This is a genomic window from Leclercia sp. LTM14 (assembly GCF_023736175.1).
GTDB classification, from domain to species: Bacteria; Pseudomonadota; Gammaproteobacteria; order Enterobacterales; family Enterobacteriaceae; genus Enterobacter; species Enterobacter barmai.
The window spans coordinates 120,008-137,018 of the sequence record NZ_JAIKTT010000001.1 but is presented as its reverse complement, the minus strand read 5'-3'; the positions used below and the strand labels follow the sequence as shown (position 1 = coordinate 137,018).

At 57.1% G+C, this 17,011-nt stretch carries 11 protein-coding genes, 1 tRNA gene and 2 pseudogenes; 8 read left to right on the top strand and 6 right to left on the bottom strand.

Features of this window, described 5'->3' with window-relative positions; translation table 11 throughout:
• Positions 1-70 precede the first annotated feature (70 nt).
• Positions 71-1,474, top strand: a complete 1,404-nt coding sequence (locus tag K5I40_RS00635; protein WP_039030701.1) for a YchO/YchP family invasin — start codon at positions 71-73, stop codon at positions 1,472-1,474.
• Positions 1,475-1,476: 2 nt separating this feature from the next.
• On the opposite strand, the gene narL is transcribed toward K5I40_RS00635, so the two are convergent.
• The gene (narL, locus tag K5I40_RS00630) at positions 1,477-2,127 is read right to left on the bottom strand and encodes a two-component system response regulator NarL (RefSeq protein ID WP_039030700.1); all 651 of its coding nucleotides are present in this window, start codon (positions 2,125-2,127) and stop codon (positions 1,477-1,479) included.
• Complete coding sequence (gene narX, locus K5I40_RS00625) at positions 2,120-3,916, bottom strand: nitrate/nitrite two-component system sensor histidine kinase NarX (protein ID WP_223073926.1); 1,797 nt, start codon at positions 3,914-3,916, stop codon at positions 2,120-2,122. Before narX ends, narL begins: the two co-directional genes overlap by 8 nt.
• A 309-nt stretch (positions 3,917-4,225) precedes the next feature.
• Here narX and K5I40_RS00620 point away from each other — a divergent pair, with 309 nt between their 5' ends.
• The 5 genes and pseudogenes from K5I40_RS00620 to narI all read left to right on the top strand — a co-directional run bounded on the left by K5I40_RS00620 (position 4,226) and on the right by narI (position 12,661).
• Complete coding sequence (locus K5I40_RS00620) at positions 4,226-5,620, top strand: NarK family nitrate/nitrite MFS transporter (RefSeq protein WP_139565341.1); 1,395 nt, start codon at positions 4,226-4,228, stop codon at positions 5,618-5,620.
• Between the two features lie 382 nt (positions 5,621-6,002).
• A complete protein-coding gene (locus tag K5I40_RS00615) occupies positions 6,003-9,746 on the top strand; it encodes a nitrate reductase subunit alpha (RefSeq protein ID WP_223073927.1) in 3,744 nt (1,247 codons plus the stop codon).
• Positions 9,743-11,277, top strand: a pseudogene (gene narH, locus K5I40_RS00610) (nitrate reductase subunit beta). Before K5I40_RS00615 ends, narH begins: the two are co-directional and overlap by 4 nt.
• Positions 11,274-11,984: a nitrate reductase molybdenum cofactor assembly chaperone gene (gene narJ / locus K5I40_RS00605; protein WP_139565339.1), complete on the top strand. Its 711-nt coding sequence runs from the start codon at positions 11,274-11,276 to the stop codon at positions 11,982-11,984. The pseudogene narH and the gene narJ overlap by 4 nt, the downstream one beginning before the upstream one ends.
• A complete protein-coding gene (narI, locus tag K5I40_RS00600; protein ID WP_039030694.1) occupies positions 11,984-12,661 on the top strand; it encodes a respiratory nitrate reductase subunit gamma in 678 nt (225 codons plus the stop codon). The genes narJ and narI overlap by 1 nt, the downstream gene beginning before the upstream one ends.
• Here narI and K5I40_RS00595 read toward each other — a convergent pair.
• The gene (locus K5I40_RS00595) at positions 12,658-13,554 is read right to left on the bottom strand and encodes a DMT family transporter (protein WP_223073928.1); all 897 of its coding nucleotides are present in this window, start codon (positions 13,552-13,554) and stop codon (positions 12,658-12,660) included. The genes narI and K5I40_RS00595 overlap by 4 nt on opposite strands.
• Before the next feature lie 107 nt (positions 13,555-13,661).
• Between K5I40_RS00595 and K5I40_RS00590 the strand changes: the two genes are divergently transcribed.
• Complete coding sequence (locus K5I40_RS00590; protein ID WP_223073929.1) at positions 13,662-14,105, top strand: Lrp/AsnC family transcriptional regulator; 444 nt, start codon at positions 13,662-13,664, stop codon at positions 14,103-14,105.
• A 228-nt stretch (positions 14,106-14,333) separates the two neighbouring features.
• On the opposite strand, the gene K5I40_RS00585 is transcribed toward K5I40_RS00590, so the two are convergent.
• The 3 genes from K5I40_RS00585 to K5I40_RS00575 form a co-directional block, all read right to left on the bottom strand.
• Positions 14,334-14,418 (bottom strand) — tRNA-Tyr (locus K5I40_RS00585).
• A 156-nt stretch (positions 14,419-14,574) separates the two neighbouring features.
• Positions 14,575-15,417 carry a formyltetrahydrofolate deformylase gene (purU, locus tag K5I40_RS00580; RefSeq protein WP_039030691.1) on the bottom strand — a complete coding sequence of 281 codons (843 nt, stop codon included), beginning with the start codon at positions 15,415-15,417 and terminating at the stop codon, positions 14,575-14,577.
• A gap of 45 nt (positions 15,418-15,462) precedes the next feature.
• The gene (locus tag K5I40_RS00575) at positions 15,463-15,921 is read right to left on the bottom strand and encodes a YchJ family protein (RefSeq protein ID WP_072036690.1); all 459 of its coding nucleotides are present in this window, start codon (positions 15,919-15,921) and stop codon (positions 15,463-15,465) included.
• A 115-nt stretch (positions 15,922-16,036) separates the two neighbouring features.
• Here K5I40_RS00575 and rssA point away from each other — a divergent pair.
• A pseudogene (gene rssA / locus K5I40_RS00570) lies at positions 16,037-16,935 on the top strand (patatin-like phospholipase RssA).
• Positions 16,936-17,011 lie beyond the last annotated feature (76 nt).

Below are 17,011 nucleotides of genomic sequence, written 5' to 3'. Positions count from 1 at the left end.
TCATTTTTCCTCAATCACGTTAAGGTATTAACTCTGTTTCCGACAACACAGGCTACCTTTCACGACGGTGATGGTTGTATCTCCCCGCATTCGTTCGCTGTTCCTCCTCCTCTGTTATGCCGGAGCCGTTCACGGTGCCCCGAATTCCTTCATCCATCAGGCGCAAAACCCGTTCGATAACAATGGCGACAGCCTGCCGGACTTAGGCATGGCGACCCCGACGGGAGAAGGCGAAAAGCATCTGGCGGAGATGGCGAAAGCGTTCGGCGAAGCCAGCATGACCGACAACGGCCTGACCACCGAGGAGCAGGCCCGGCAGTTTGCCCTGGGCCAGGTGCGGGAGGCCGTCAGCCAGGAGGTGAACCAGCACATTGAGTCATGGCTCTCGCCGTGGGGCAATGCCAGCGTCGATCTGCTGGTCAACGACGAAGGGCGCTTCACCGGGAGTAAAGGCAGCTGGTTTATCCCCTGGCAGGATAACAACCACTATCTTACCTGGAGTCAGCTTGGCCTGACCCAGCAGGAGGACGGACTGGTCAGCAATGCGGGCATCGGCCAGCGCTGGGTGGCGGGCAAATGGCTGCTTGGTTACAACACTTTTTACGACAATCTGCTCGATGAAAATCTCCAGCGCGCCGGGCTGGGCGCCGAAGCCTGGGGCGAATACCTGCGCCTGTCGGCTAACTACTATCAGCCGTTTGCCAGCTGGCGTGACAGCTCAGAGGTGCAGGAGCAGCGCATGGCGCGCGGATATGATGTCACCGCCAAAGCCTGGCTGCCGTTCTGGCATCACCTCAACACCAGCGTCAGCTTTGAACAATATTTTGGCGACAGCGTGGATCTGTTCCAGACTGGCACCGGATACCACAACCCGCTGGCGGTAAACCTGGGTCTGGATTATACCCCGGTGCCGCTGGTGACCTTTTCCGCCGGGCATAAGCAGGGGGAGAGCGGGGTGAGCCAGAACAACCTCGGCCTGAAGCTCAACTACCGCTTCGGGGTGCCGCTTAAAAAACAACTCTCCGCTGGCGAAGTGGCCGAAAGCCGATCCCTGCGCGGCAGCCGCTACGATCCGCCCGAGCGCCAGAATCTGCCGGTGCTGGAGTTCCGCCAGCGCAAAACCCTATCCGTCTGGCTGGCAACGCCGCCCTGGGATCTTAAGCCGGGTGAAACGGTGATGCTGAAGCTGGACATTCGCAGCCGTCACGGGGTGCGCTCGCTGCACTGGCAGGGGGATGTTCAGGCCCTGAGCCTGACCTCACCGGCGAAAGCCAGTGATACCGAGGGCTGGAGCATTATCCTGCCGGCGTGGGATAGCAGTGAAGGGGCGAGCAACCGCTGGCGGCTGTCGGTGGTGGTGGAAGATGAGGCGGGGCAGCGTGTCTCGTCCAATGAGATCACGCTTGCGCTGACGCAGCCGTTACTGGCTCTGCCAGAGGACGATCCGCGCTGGACGCTGCTGCCGGACGAGTAAACTCAGAAAATGCGTTCCTGATGCACCCACACCGCCGCTTCCACGCGAGACTTCAGCTTCATCTTCTTCAGCATATGTTTCACATGCACTTTGACCGTACTTTCGGTGATGTCCAGACGGCGGGCAATCATCTTGTTCGGCAGCCCCTGGGCAATCAGCTTCAGGATATCGCGCTCGCGCGGGGTCAGCTGGCTGACGTCACGATCGGAGGTGGCGCGGTTGGCGCGCAGGCTGGCAGCCAGCACCGGGGTTAAGGCTTCGCTCAGCACCATGTCGCCTGCTGCCGCCTGTTGCAGCGATTTCAGCAGCTCTTCCGGCTCCATATCCTTCAGCAAATAGCCGTCGGCGCCGCGTTTCAGGGCGGTGACCACGTCCTCTTCATGGTTCGAGACGCTGAAAACCACCACGCGTCCGGAGAGGGATTTTTCCCGCAGCTTATCCAGGGTTTCGAGGCCGTTCATGCCGGGCATGTTCAGGTCGAGGAGGATCAAATCAGGATCGAGTGCCTCGGCCAGTTCAATACCTTGTTCCCCGTTGCTGGCTTCGCCCACGACGGTAATATCCGACGCCATGCTGATAAGTTGTTTAACACCGGTGCGCAGCATCGGATGGTCGTCGATCAGCAGGATTGTAGCGGGCTCCTGATTAGACATGATGTTCTCCTTGAGCAGTGAAAAGAGGCTTTTCGGGAATAAAGGTGACGATGACGTCAGTTCCGCCAGATTCGCCGTGGCGGACCTGACAATCACCACGCAGGCTTTGTGCGCGGTCACGCATAATAATCAGACCATAATGGTTACTTCTTTCGGCGTTCTCCGGGAGCCCGCAGCCGTTGTCACGGACCACCAGTCTGACCTGGTTGTCATGCTGGCTCACGGTGAGCGAGACCGCCGTCGCCCCGGAATGTTTCAGCGCGTTGCTCAACGCTTCCCGGGCGATCTGCAGCAGATGAATGGCCTGGTGCGACGGCACAAAACGTGGCGGCAGCTGGTAATCCAGCGAGACGGTAAAGCCGAGGCGGGCGCTGAACTCCTGGCAGCTGGCTTCCAGCGCCGGACGCAGCCCGGGCTCCGTCAGCTGCAGGCGGAAGGTGGTCAGCAGTTCACGCAGCTGCACCCAGGAGGTGTTCAGCTCGTTGCGGATCTGGCTCAGCAGCTGTTTGCTGCTCTCCGGCAGGTCCGTGTCCTGCATCTGCAGACAGCTGACCTGCATCTTCATGCAGGAGAGCGACTGGGCGATAGAGTCGTGCAGCTCCCGGGCGATGGTGGCGCGCTCTTCCATCACAATCAGCTGCTGCTGTTTTTCCTGATGACGGTCGAGGGCCAGGGTCGCGGTCAGTTGCTCTACCAGCGTATCGACCAGCTGCTGCTGATCGTGGCTGAGATGGCGTCCGGCGGGGAGCGTCGCCAGTAAAATACCGTACTGCGTCAGGTTGTCCGCCAGGCGCCACTTCAGGGTGGTGCCGCTGGTGGTCAGCGGCGGCAGGCCGCGCGGGCAGAGGCGACAGCCAATTTCATCGCAGCTGGCATCGGACTGACAGGTAAATTCCTGATGGTTCTCTTCGTCTTCCAGGTCATAGACGCGTAATTCGATATCGTGCAGCAGGGTCAGGTTCTGCAACCCGTTGAGCACCGGCGAAAGACGTTCGCACAGCGGCACCTGGGAGTGCAGGCGGCGGTTGGCCTGCCAGAGGAAAGAGAGGATCTCGTTTTTCTGCTCCAGCCCGGCGGTTTTTTCGCGAACCCGCTGCTCCAGCACTGCATAGCTCTCCGCCAGCTCGCCGGACATGGTGTTCAGCGCCTCGCCGAGCATCGCCATTTCGTTGCGCCCGTTGATGTGCGCGCGTTGGGTAAAATCACGCTGGGTCACGGCGCGGGCCATCGCCAGCAGCTGCCGCCAGGGGTGCAGCAGCCGGGCGCGCAGCCAGAGGATGGTGAACACCAGCAGCAGGCCCATAAAGACCGCCATCAGCTGCTGCATCAGCACCACCCGCTCAATACGCAGCTCGGTGCTGTGGTCGAACGCCGAGACCAGATTATCCAGACGGCTGACAAAACCGGATACGTCTGCGGCTACCGCATCCGGGTTACGCGCCTGACGCAGCCCGGGCGCCAGCTGGGTATGCCAGTAGGTCTGCAGGGCCTTCAGCTGGGCCTGCTGATTATCCCGACGCGCAGCGAGCTCCAGCTCAGGGCTGAACGCCGTGGCTTCCATTTCGTCGAGTAATACCCGATCTTTGTCTTCCAGCGGGATTGCCGCCAGCAGGCGGTAGCTCTGCATGCGCAGCGAACCGGCTTTATTAATGGCGTGCGCGCTGCCCTGTACGCCCTGCACCAGCCAGCCGGAGATCGCCATCCCTGTCACCCCGATGGCGGTAGACAGCATGACAATCAGCACCAGTTGGTTAACCAGCGTTAAAGGTGAAAAACAGCGTTTAAACATAGGGCAGTCTGGCTCCTGACAATGCCTGGACTCGGCAAGGGCTCTATTCTCAGGCAACCCCTGGAGTATACCCATACCCCAAAAGGATTACCTACTAATTGCCATTGAAGGGGTGAATGGGAGGAGAGGGGGCATCGGGGGTAGCAGCGCCGTGAAAAACCACACCTTTTTTACCGGAAAACGCTACTCACTTTGGAGGATGGCGGATTTCAGGCCAGAATTTTGCTCACCTTCCCATTGATTTATATCAACTTCCCGCCAGCTTAAAACCCTGATCTTTGTAGCATCTTTTAAGAATCAGAGGTGTCTATGAGTCACTCAACTACCCCCGAAAGGGATTCTGGCGCAGTCATTACCGAGTGGCGTCCGGAAGATCCGGCGTTCTGGCAACAGCGGGGCCAACGTGTAGCAAGTCGTAATCTGTGGATTTCCGTTCCCTGCCTGCTGCTGGCGTTCTGCGTCTGGATGTTGTTCAGCGCCGTCGCCGTCAACCTGCCGAAAGTGGGCTTCACGTTTACCACCGACCAGCTGTTTATGTTAACCGCACTGCCTGCGCTCTCCGGCGCGCTGCTGCGCGTGCCTTATGCCTTTATGGTGCCGCTGTTCGGTGGCCGCCGCTGGACCGCGTTCAGTACCGGGATCATGATCATCCCATGCGTGTGGCTGGGCTTTGCGGTACAGGATACCTCTACGCCATTCAGCACCTTCGTGATTATCTCTCTGCTGTGCGGCTTTGCGGGTGCGAACTTCGCCTCCAGCATGGCGAACATCAGCTTCTTCTTCCCTAAACAGAAGCAGGGCGGGGCGCTGGGGATCAACGGCGGCCTGGGCAACATGGGCGTCAGCGTCATGCAGCTGATCGCACCGCTGGCGATCTCGGTCGGTATCTTTGCCGCCTTCGGTGGCGCAGGCGTTGAGCAGGCCGATGGCTCTTATTTGTTCCTGCAGAACGCCGCGTGGATCTGGGTGCCTTTCCTGGTGATCTTCACCCTGGCGGCATGGTTTGGCATGAACGATCTGGCGGCCTCGAAAGCCTCCCTGAGCGAACAGCTGCCGGTGCTTAAGCGTGCCCATCTGTGGATCATGGCGCTGCTCTATCTGGCCACGTTCGGCTCGTTCATCGGCTTCTCCGCCGGGTTCGCAATGCTGTCGAAAACCCAGTTCCCGGATGTGCAGATCCTGCACTATGCCTTCTTCGGTCCGTTCATTGGCGCGCTGGCACGTTCTACCGGCGGGATGATCTCCGACCGTCTGGGTGGCACCCGCGTCACGCTGGTGAACTTTGTGGTGATGGCTCTCTTCTGTGCGCTGCTGTTCATGACCCTGCCGGTTAACGGTGCGGGCGGCAACTTCGGTGCCTTCTTCGCGGTGTTTATGGTCCTGTTCCTGACCGCCGGGCTGGGTAGCGCCTCAACCTTCCAGATGATTTCGGTGATCTTCCGTAAACTGACGATGGATCGCGTTAAAGCGCAGGGCGGCTCTGAGGAGCAGGCAATGCGTGAAGCGGCCACCGATACCGCAGCCGCACTGGGCTTTATCTCAGCAATCGGCGCCATTGGCGGGTTCTTTATCCCGAAAGCCTTTGGTATCTCTCTGGACCTGACCGGCTCACCGGCAGGCGCCATGAAAGTGTTCCTTGTTTTCTATATCGCCTGCGTGTTTGTCACCTGGCTGGTATACGGACGGAATTCTAATAAAAAGTAAGTAAGTTTGATTATCCGTTTGCGCGGCCTAAGGCCGCGCTTTTTTTACGCCGTCTTTAGTTACAACATACTTATGACCAGCACGACTGCCAGGCCGTAGCCGCTGTGATCGCTATCGCTAAACAGGATGGCCTACCCCTTAATACCACCGGGGATAAATGCCCAGTGCTGTTTTGTACGATAAATAAATAATAATCATATAAAACAATATATTACATTGTTTACTTTTGTACCGCTTTAGTGGTAGCTGAAAATTTACCGCGCTGAACATCCCCCATCCCCCTTGATCGTTATCAATTCTCCTCCTCTTTCAGAGCGTTACCTTCGCAGCAAATCAGCAATGTCGATTTAGAGAGCCACAGGCTCCACACAGGAGATACCCGATGAGCAAATTTTTGGACCGGTTTCGCTACTTCAAACAGAAGGGTGAAACTTTTGCCGATGGGCACGGCCAGGTTCTGGAGACTAACCGGGACTGGGAAGACGGTTACCGTCAGCGTTGGCAACATGACAAAGTGGTGCGTTCTACCCACGGCGTAAACTGCACCGGCTCCTGCAGCTGGAAGATTTTCGTCAAAAATGGTCTGGTGACCTGGGAAATGCAGCAGACCGACTACCCACGCACCCGCCCGGATATGCCAAACCACGAACCGCGTGGCTGCCCACGTGGCGCCAGCTACTCCTGGTATCTGTACAGCGCTAACCGCCTGAAATACCCGCTGATGCGTAAACGCCTGATGAAGATGTGGCGTGAAGCGAAAGTGCAGCACAGCGATCCGGTGCTGGCCTGGGCCTCTATTATCGAAGACGCCGACAAAGCGAAGAGCTTCAAACAGGCTCGCGGACGCGGTGGCTTTGTGCGCTCCTCCTGGCAGGAAGTGAACGAACTGATTGCCGCCTCCAACGTCTATACCGTTAAAACCTACGGCCCGGACCGTGTGGCGGGCTTCTCGCCGATCCCGGCGATGTCGATGGTCTCCTACGCCTCTGGCGCGCGCTATCTGTCGCTTATCGGCGGTACCTGCCTGAGCTTCTACGACTGGTACTGCGACCTGCCGCCTGCCTCTCCGCAGACCTGGGGTGAGCAGACCGACGTGCCGGAATCCGCCGACTGGTATAACTCCAGCTATATCATCGCCTGGGGCTCCAACGTTCCGCAGACCCGTACCCCGGACGCCCACTTCTTTAGCGAAGTGCGTTACAAAGGTACCAAAACCGTCGCCGTTACCCCGGACTACGCCGAAATCGCCAAGCTGTGCGACCTGTGGCTGGCCCCTAAACAGGGTACCGATGCCGCGATGGCGCTGGCGATGGGCCACGTCATGCTGCGTGAGTTCCACCTCGACAAACCAAGCCAGTACTTCACCGACTACGTACGCAAGTACACCGACATGCCAATGCTGGTGATGCTGGAAGAGCGCGACGGTTACTACGCCGCAGGCCGTATGCTGCGTGCCGCCGACCTGGTGGATGCGCTAGGCCAGGAAAATAACCCGGAGTGGAAAACCGTTGCCTGCACCAGCAATGGCGACATGATTGCCCCTAACGGCTCCATCGGTTTCCGCTGGGGTGAGAAGGGCAAATGGAACCTCGAGCAGCGTAACGGCACAACCGGTGAAGAGACCGAACTGCGCCTCAGCATGCTGGGCAGCCAGGACGAGATCGCCTATGTCGGCTTCCCGTACTTTGGCGGCGAAGGATCTGAACACTTCAACAAGGTTGAGCTGCAAAACGTCCTGATGCACAAACTGCCGGTGAAACGCCTGCAGCTGGCCGACGGCTCTACCGCGTTAGTCACCACCGTCTATGACCTGACCATGGCCAACTACGGTCTGGAGCGCGGTCTTGGCGACGAAAACTGCGCTACCAGCTATGACGACGTAAAAGCCTACACCCCGGCCTGGGCCGAGCAGATCACCGGCGTACCGCGGGCGCAGATCGTCCGTACCGCGCGTGAGTTTGCTGATAACGCCGATAAGACTCATGGTCGTTCAATGATCATCGTCGGTGCCGGCCTGAACCACTGGTATCACCTCGATATGAACTATCGCGGGCTGATCAACATGCTGATCTTCTGCGGCTGCGTCGGTCAGAGCGGCGGCGGCTGGGCACACTACGTGGGCCAGGAAAAACTGCGGCCGCAGACCGGCTGGCAGCCGCTGGCGTTTGCCCTTGACTGGCAGCGTCCGGCGCGTCACATGAACAGCACCTCTTACTTCTATAACCACTCCAGCCAGTGGCGCTACGAAACGGTTACCGCCCAGGAGCTGCTGTCGCCGATGGCGGACAAATCCCGCTACAGCGGCCACTTAATCGACTTTAACGTGCGCGCAGAGCGCATGGGCTGGCTGCCGTCTGCGCCACAGCTGGGGACCAACCCGCTGCGCATTGCAGAGGAAGCGAAGAAAGCCGGCATGACGCCAGCGGAGTACACCGTTAAATCCCTGAAAGATGGCTCTATCCGTTTCGCCGCTGAGCAGCCGGAAAACGGTAAAAACCATCCGCGTAACCTGTTCATCTGGCGCTCCAACCTGCTGGGCTCGTCCGGTAAAGGCCACGAGTACATGCTGAAATACCTGCTCGGTACTGAAAACGGTATCCAGGGGAAAGATCTCGGCAAGCAGGGCGGCGTGAAGCCTGAAGAGGTGGAGTGGAAAGACAACGGTCTCGACGGCAAACTGGATCTGGTGGTGACCCTGGACTTCCGTCTGTCCAGCACCTGCCTGTACTCCGATATCGTGCTGCCAACCGCTACCTGGTATGAAAAAGACGACATGAATACCTCGGATATGCATCCGTTTATTCATCCGCTGTCTGCTGCCGTTGACCCTGCATGGGAATCCAAAAGCGACTGGGATATCTACAAAGATATCGCGAAGAAATTCTCCGAAGTGTGCGTAGGGCACCTGGGCAAAGAGACCGACGTGGTCACCCTGCCAATCCAGCACGACTCTGCCGCCGAACTGGCGCAGCCGCTGGACGTGAAGGACTGGAAAAAAGGCGAGTGCGACCTGATCCCGGGCGTGACTGCACCGCACATTATTCCGGTGGAACGTGATTACCCGGCGACCTATGAGCGCTTTACCTCTATCGGCCCGCTGATGGAGAAAATCGGTAACGGCGGCAAGGGCATTGCCTGGAATACCCAGAGCGAAATGGATCTGCTGCGTAAGCTCAATTACACCAAAGCGGACGGCCCGGCCAAAGGCCAGCCAATGCTGAACACGGCGATTGATGCGGCAGAGATGATCCTCACCCTGGCCCCGGAAACCAACGGTCAGGTGTCGGTGAAAGCCTGGGCGGCGCTGAGCGAGTTTACCGGTCGCGACCATACCCATCTGGCGCTGAACAAAGAAGACGAGAAGATCCGCTTCCGCGATATTCAGGCTCAGCCGCGCAAAATTATCTCCAGCCCGACCTGGTCTGGTCTGGAAGATGAGCACGTCTCTTATAACGCCGGTTACACCAACGTTCACGAGCTGATCCCATGGCGTACCCTGTCCGGCCGTCAGTCCCTGTATCAGGATCATCAGTGGATGCGTGATTTCGGTGAGAGCCTGCTGGTCTACCGTCCGCCGATTGATACCCGCTCGGTGAAAGCCGTGATGGGTGCGAAATCCAACGGCAACCCGGAGAAGGCGCTGAACTTCCTGACGCCGCACCAGAAGTGGGGTATCCACTCCACCTACAGCGACAACCTGCTGATGCTGACCCTGTCACGCGGCGGCCCGATTGTCTGGATGAGTGAAGCGGATGCCAAAGATCTGGGCATTGAAGATAACGACTGGATCGAAGTGTTCAACAGCAACGGCGCCCTGACCGCCCGTGCGGTGGTGAGCCAGCGTGTACCGGCCGGGATGACCATGATGTACCACGCTCAGGAACGTATCGTGAACCTGCCGGGTTCTGAGATAACGGAACAGCGCGGCGGTATACATAACTCCGTGACCCGTATTACGCCGAAACCGACCCATATGATCGGCGGCTATGCGCAGCTGGCCTACGGCTTTAACTACTACGGCACCGTAGGATCGAACCGCGATGAGTTCGTGGTGGTACGTAAGATGAAGAACATTAACTGGTTAGATGGCGAAGGTAATGACCAGGTACAGGAGAGCGTAAAATGAAAATTCGTTCACAAGTCGGCATGGTGCTGAATCTGGATAAATGCATCGGCTGTCATACCTGCTCAGTCACCTGTAAAAACGTCTGGACCAGCCGCGAAGGTATGGAGTACGCCTGGTTCAACAATGTGGAAAGCAAGCCGGGCACCGGCTTCCCGACTGACTGGGAAAACCAGGAGAAATGGAAGGGCGGCTGGATCCGTAAAATCAACGGCAAGCTGGTGCCGCGCATGGGTAACAAAGCGCTGCTGCTGGGTAAAATCTTCGCTAACCCGCACCTGCCGGGCATCGATGATTACTACGAGCCGTTTGACTTCGACTACCAGAACCTGCACAACGCCCCGGAAGGTAAACACCAGCCGATCGCCCGTCCACGCTCGCTGATCACCGGTCAGCGCATGGACAAGATCACCAGCGGGCCAAACTGGGAAGAAATTCTGGGCGGCGAGTTTGAAAAGCGCGCCAAAGACCAGAACTTCGAGAATATGCAGAAGGCGATGTACGGCCAGTTCGAAAACACCTTCATGATGTATCTGCCGCGCCTGTGTGAACACTGCCTCAACCCGGCCTGTGTCGCCACCTGCCCGAGCGGTGCCATCTACAAGCGTGAAGAAGACGGTATCGTGCTGATCGACCAGGACAAATGCCGCGGCTGGCGTATGTGCATCACCGGCTGCCCGTACAAAAAATCTACTTTAACTGGAAGAGCGGCAAGTCCGAGAAGTGTATCTTCTGTTATCCGCGTATCGAAGCCGGGATGCCAACCGTCTGCTCTGAAAGCTGCGTAGGCCGTATCCGTTACCTCGGCGTGCTGCTCTATGACGCAGATGCCATTGAAAACGCGGCGAGCACCGAGAACGAGAAAGATCTGTACCAGCGACAGCTGGACGTGTTCCTCGATCCGAACGATCCAAAAGTGATCGCTCAGGCGCTGAAAGACGGCATTCCGCAGAGCGTGATTGACGCTGCGCAGCAGTCGCCAGTGTACAAAATGGCGATGGACTGGAAGCTGGCCCTGCCGCTGCATCCGGAATACCGCACGCTGCCGATGGTCTGGTATGTGCCGCCTCTGTCTCCGATTCAGTCTGCGGCTGACGCGGGCGAGCTGGGCAGCAACGGCATTCTGCCGGATGTCGAAAGCCTGCGTATCCCGGTTCAGTATCTGGCGAACCTGCTTACCGCGGGTGACACCCAGCCGGTACTGCTGGCGCTGAAACGTATGCTGGCGATGCGCCACTTCAAACGTGCGGAAACCGTTGACGGCGTCATCGACACCCGCGCGCTGGAAGAGGTGGGCTTAAGCGAAGCTCAGGCTCAGGAGATGTACCGCTATCTGGCGATTGCCAACTACGAAGATCGTTTCGTGGTACCCAGCAGCCACCGTGAGCTGGCCCGTGAAGCCTTCCCGGAAAAAAGTGGGTGTGGCTTTACCTTCGGCGACGGTTGCCACGGTTCAGACAACAAATTCAACCTGTTTAACAGCCGTCGCATCGACGCGATGGATGTGACCAGCAAAACGGAGCCGCACCAATGATTGAACTCGTCATTGTTTCGCGTCTGCTCGAGTACCCGGATGCTGCCCTGGCGCAGCATCAACAGGAACTCTTTGATGCACTCGCGTCATCGGAAAACCTGGACAAAGAGGATGCCCAGACCCTGGGCGTTTTCCTCCGCGATCTGCTCTCCCGGGATCTGCTGGACGTGCAGTCTGACTACAGCCAGCTGTTCGACCGCGGCCGCGCCACTTCGCTGCTGCTGTTCGAACACGTTCACGGTGAATCCCGTGACCGGGGTCAGGCGATGGTCGATTTGATGTCGCAGTACGAGCAGCACGGCCTTCATCTCGACAGCCGCGAGCTGCCGGATCACCTGCCGCTGTACCTGGAGTATCTGGCGCAGCTGCCGAAAGAAGAGGCGCTGGGCGGCCTGCAGGATATCGCTCCGATTCTGGCGTTACTGAGCGCGCGTCTGCAACAGCGTGAAAGCCGCTATGCGGTGCTGTTCGATCTGCTGGTGAAACTGGCAAACGCCTCGGTCGACAGTGAAAAAGTGGCGGAAAAAATCGCCGATGAAGCGCGCGATGATACCCCACAGGCGCTGGATGCGGTCTGGGAAGAGGAGCAGGTGAAGTTCTTTGCTGACCAGAGCTGCGGTGAGTCGGAGATCGCCGCTCACCAGCGTCGCTTTGCCGGTGCCGTTGCCCCGCAATATTTGAATATCTCTAACGGAGGACAGCAATAATGCACTTCCTGAATATGTTCTTCTTCGATATCTATCCGTATATTGCCGGTTCGGTATTTCTGATTGGTAGCTGGCTGCGTTACGACTACGGTCAGTACACCTGGCGCGCCGCGTCCAGCCAGATGCTGGATCGCAAAGGGATGAACCTGGCGTCGAACCTGTTCCATATCGGCATTCTGGGCATCTTTGCCGGTCACTTCCTCGGGATGCTGACCCCGCACTGGATGTATGAATCCTTCCTGCCGATGGACGTGAAGCAGAAGATGGCGATGATTGCCGGGGGCGCCTGTGGCGTGATGACCCTGGTCGGCGGCCTGCTGCTGCTGAAACGTCGTCTGTTCAGCCCGCGCGTTCGCGCCACCACCACCGGGGCAGATATCCTGATCCTCTCCCTGCTGATGGTGCAGTGTGCGTTGGGTCTGCTGACCATTCCGTTCTCTGCGCAGCACATGGACGGCAGCGAAATGCTGAAGCTGGTGGGTTGGGCACAGTCGGTGGTGACCTTCCACGGCGGGGCATCTGAACATCTGGACGGCGTGGCGTTTGTCTTCCGCGTCCACCTGGTGCTGGGCATGACCCTGTTCCTGCTGTTCCCGTTCTCCCGTCTGGTGCATATCTGGAGCGCGCCGGTAGAGTACCTGACGCGCAGATATCAGATTGTGCGTGCCCGTCGCTAATCAGCCGTTTTAATCTGAACCCCGCACTCGCGGGGTTTTTTTTCGCCCCAGCCAAGGTTATTCCCCGCCGCGGCAAACAGGATCAGCGCCCCACCGGCCAGTTGGGTGAGATTCAGCGCATGGCCAAAGACCAGATTATCGACAATCAATGCCACAACCGGATAGATAAACGACAGCGAACCGGTGATGGGCGTAGGGAGTTTCTGAATGGCGCTGTAGAGCAGTTGATACATCACCCCCGTGTGCACAATCCCCAGCGTGAGTAAAATCGCCCAAGGAAAATCGCCGGAGAAAGTTGGCATAGTTGCCAGTGGCAGGAGCATCACCACCCCGGTTAAAACCTGAATAAAGGCGATATGCTGCGGCGCGATGGTCTTCAATTTGCGCGTGATGATGGCGGTCAGGGCATAGAAAAAGGCTGCGCCCAGCGCGAGGGCGATCCCCGCGAGCCATTGTGCGTTATGCCCGCCGGTCAGTTCGCTGGAGAGCAGTATCACCACGCCGCCAAAGGCGAGGAACAGCCAGCCCCATTTCACCAGGCTCACCCGTTCACCCATCAACATGCCCATCAGCACCAGCATAAAGGGCTGGGTATTATAAACCACCGTTGAAAGCCCGATTGAGATGCGGTCGAAGGCGGCAAACAGCAGCAGCCAGTTAATGACCAGCGCAACGCCGCCGAGCACGGCCAGCCCCAGAGTGACTTTAGTTAAGGGGCTGAAAGGGCGTTTACTGAAACGAATAAAGAGAAACAGCGCCATGGCCCCGATCAGGCAGCGCCAGAACACTACCTCGGTCACCGGTAAACCGGAAAGCAAAACAAACGCGCCGATGGAGCCGGATATCAGCATTGCCAGGCTCATTTGCCAGACGCCTTTTTGAATGTCACTCATCACACACCTCCTGATTAATGCCTTTATTGTTAAAAAATTGTGTCTGGTTTTACAGTGCTGAAGTAAGGTAAGAGTCAGGATTTGCTTTTATAAATTAGGTAAATGCTATGGATTACGTTATTGATGAGATCGACCGCCATATTCTGCGCTGTCTGGTAGAGGACGCGCGTATGTCGCTGAAGGTGTTGAGCGCCCGGGTTGGACTCACGTCACCCAGTACGGCGGAGCGTTTAAAAAGGCTGGAGGAGCGGGGGATTGTTCAGGGGTACGGTGCCCGGGTAAACCTGGCTGCGCTGGGGTATACGCTGCAGGCGCTGGTCCGCGTGCGGCCGTTGCCGGGGTTATTGCATAAGGTGGATAAATACATCCAGCAGATGCCCGAATGTATAGAGAGCGACAAAGTAACCGGCAAAGACTGCTTTGTTATCAGGCTGGTGGTGCGTTCGATTGAACAGCTGGATACGTTGCTGGATGGGCTGGCAGAACACGCGCAGTGCAATACGTCTATTGTGAAGAGTTCACCGGTAACGCGTCGGTTGCCGCCGGTGTAGTGTTTTTTGCCGGGTGGCGGCTGCGCCTTACCCGGCCTACGGATACGGTGCGGTGTTGTCGTTTTGTAGCCCCGGTAAGCGCAGCGCCACCGGGGAATACAGGTGCGCGGGAGCTGGATAAATACATTGATTTGGGAAGTAATGGTGGAGAAGGAAAGATTACTCGGCTGCATCAAAAAATGCATGAGACATGTTGCGAATAACAGATTTAATAGGATTTGAAAATGATGGTGGTGGGGGAAGGATTCGAACCTTCGAAGTCGATGACGGCAGATTTACAGTCTGCTCCCTTTGGCCGCTCGGGAACCCCACCACGGGGTAATGCTTTTACTGGCCTGCTTCCTTGTGGGAAGCGGGGCGCATCATATCAAATGACGCGCCCCTGTAAAGACTTCCTTTGCTAAATTGAATCGTTTGCCTGATTTTTATGCATAAAGACGCAAAGCTAATCAATTCATTTTATAAAGGATTAAAGAATAATCGTTCTGTTACCGTACACGAAGACACGCTGAGCCAGCACCTGATACAGCGCGCGGCTTAATACATTTTTTTCGACGTCGCGGCCGGCACGCATCATATCTTCCGCCGTGTAGGTGTGATCGACATGAATCACGTCCTGCATAATGATTGGACCTTCATCCAGATTGTCATTCACGTAGTGGGCCGTTGCGCCGATGATCTTCACGCCGCGCTCGTACGCCTGGTGATAAGGACGCGCGCCAATAAACGCCGGCAGGAACGAGTGGTGAATATTGATAATCTTGTTCGGGAAGCGGGCAACAAATGACGGCGTCAGAACGCGCATGTATTTCGCCAGCACCACGTAGTCCGGATCATGCGCTTCAATTGCCTGAGCCATTAAATTGTCATGCTCTTCGCGGGTATGGCCTTCATGGCTGACCAGCTCAAACGGAATATCAAAACGCTCAACCAGAGTACGCAGCGTCTCGTGGTTGCCAATGACCGCAGCGATCTCCACGTCCAGCCCGCCATAGTTGGCTTTCATCAGCAGGTCGCCCAGGCAATGCGCCTCTTTGGTGACCAGGATAACCACGCGGCGACGACCGGCAGGAGTCAGTTCACGTACCGAACCTTCCGGCAGGGCACCGTCCAGATCGGCAAGCAGCGTCGCGTCATTGAAAATCCCTTCCAGCTCGGTACGCATAAAGAAGCGGCCGGTACGGTGATCAACAAACTCGTTGTTCTGCACGATATTCAGTTCATGCTTGTAGCAAATATTGGTGATACGGGCGATCAGCCCTTTCTGGTCGGGACAAATGGTGCGCAGCACTTTGCGTTGTGTTGATTGCATTGCCGGAAAATCCTTAAGTGTTTGCTGAAATGGTGTCGTCAGGCCTTACTGGCCGCAACACTTTTTAAATTTTTTACCTGAACCACAGGGGCAGGGGTCATTACGACCGAACTGTGGACGCGTACCGTCAATATAGTACCACTGTCCGCCCTCCTTTAAGAAACGCGAGCGTTCGATGATGGCACCCGCTTTTCCTTGTTCGGTAAAGCGCGCGACAAAACTGACGAACCCCTCGTTTTCATCCCGGCCTGCTGCCGTTTCGTACTGAGTCAGGCCGAGCCACTGCGTATTTGCAAATCCGGCCTCGATCTCCTGACGAAAATCAGTAGCATGGCAGGATGGATGCCAGGTCCTGATCAGGTAGTCTGCGTCCCGCGTCACAAAAGCGGCATATCGGGAGCGCATAAGTGATGCCGGGTCCGGTGCAACCTGTTCACCAGTAAGATATCGCTGGCAACATAGGCTATAATCGAGAGCGCTACCGCAGGGACAGAGTTGAGACACGATTCTCTTCCTGAAATTAAAATATGAATGGCTGACAACGCCAGGGTGGCACTATGTTAACTGAGCGTGTGCAATGACGCTATGCCAGGAATCCAGGGGACGTTAAACAGGGCTAATGAGAAAAGTAAAAATTGGACTGGCGTTGGGCTCAGGTGCAGCCCGGGGCTGGTCGCATATTGGCGTAATCAACGCCTTACAACGTTTAGGTATCGAAATTGATATTGTTGCAGGCTGTTCAATAGGTTCACTGGTGGGGGCCGCCTACTCGTGTGGCAAGCTCCCGGAGCTGGAAACCTGGGTTCGTTCCTTTAGCTACTGGGACGTCCTGCGCCTGATGGATCTCTCCTGGCAACGTGGCGGGTTATTACGCGGTGAGCGCGTCTTTAACCGTTTTCGCCAGGTCATGCCCCTGACCGAATTCTCAAGCTGTCAGATGCCTTTCGGTGCGGTAGCTACCAATCTCAGCACCGGCAGGGAAATCTGGTTCACCGAAGGCGATCTTCATCTTGCCGTACGTGCCTCCTGCAGTATGCCTGGCCTGATGGCGCCGGTTCCGCATAATGGCTACTGGCTGGTTGACGGCGGCGTTGTTAATCCGGTGCCCATTTCACTGACCCGCGCGATGGGGGCCGATATCGTCATTGCCGTCGACCTCCAGCATGATGCCCACCTGATGCAGCAGATCTTATGCCGGTCAATACCCATACTGATGAGGGCGCGCCAGAAGATCTCGCCTGGCATAAACGCCTGCGAGGACGCTTCACGCGGACCACCCGTAAGCTGGTCACTGCGCCTACCGCCATGGAAATCATGACGACGTCAATTCAGGTGCTGGAAAATCGCCTGAAGCGCAATCGAATGGCGGGAGATCCGCCGGATATATTGATCCAACCTTTTTGTCCACAAATTTCAACGCTCGATTTCCATCGTGCAGAGGCAGCCATTACCGCAGGCGCGCAGGCAGTCGAAAAGAAAATGGATGAATTATTACCTTTAGTGCGGGCAACAGCCTGAGCACGTTTTTTTGATTACTTCAGCAAAATCTGACAGGCGATAGTACCGATAGCATGCCACTATTTATCTATTGTCA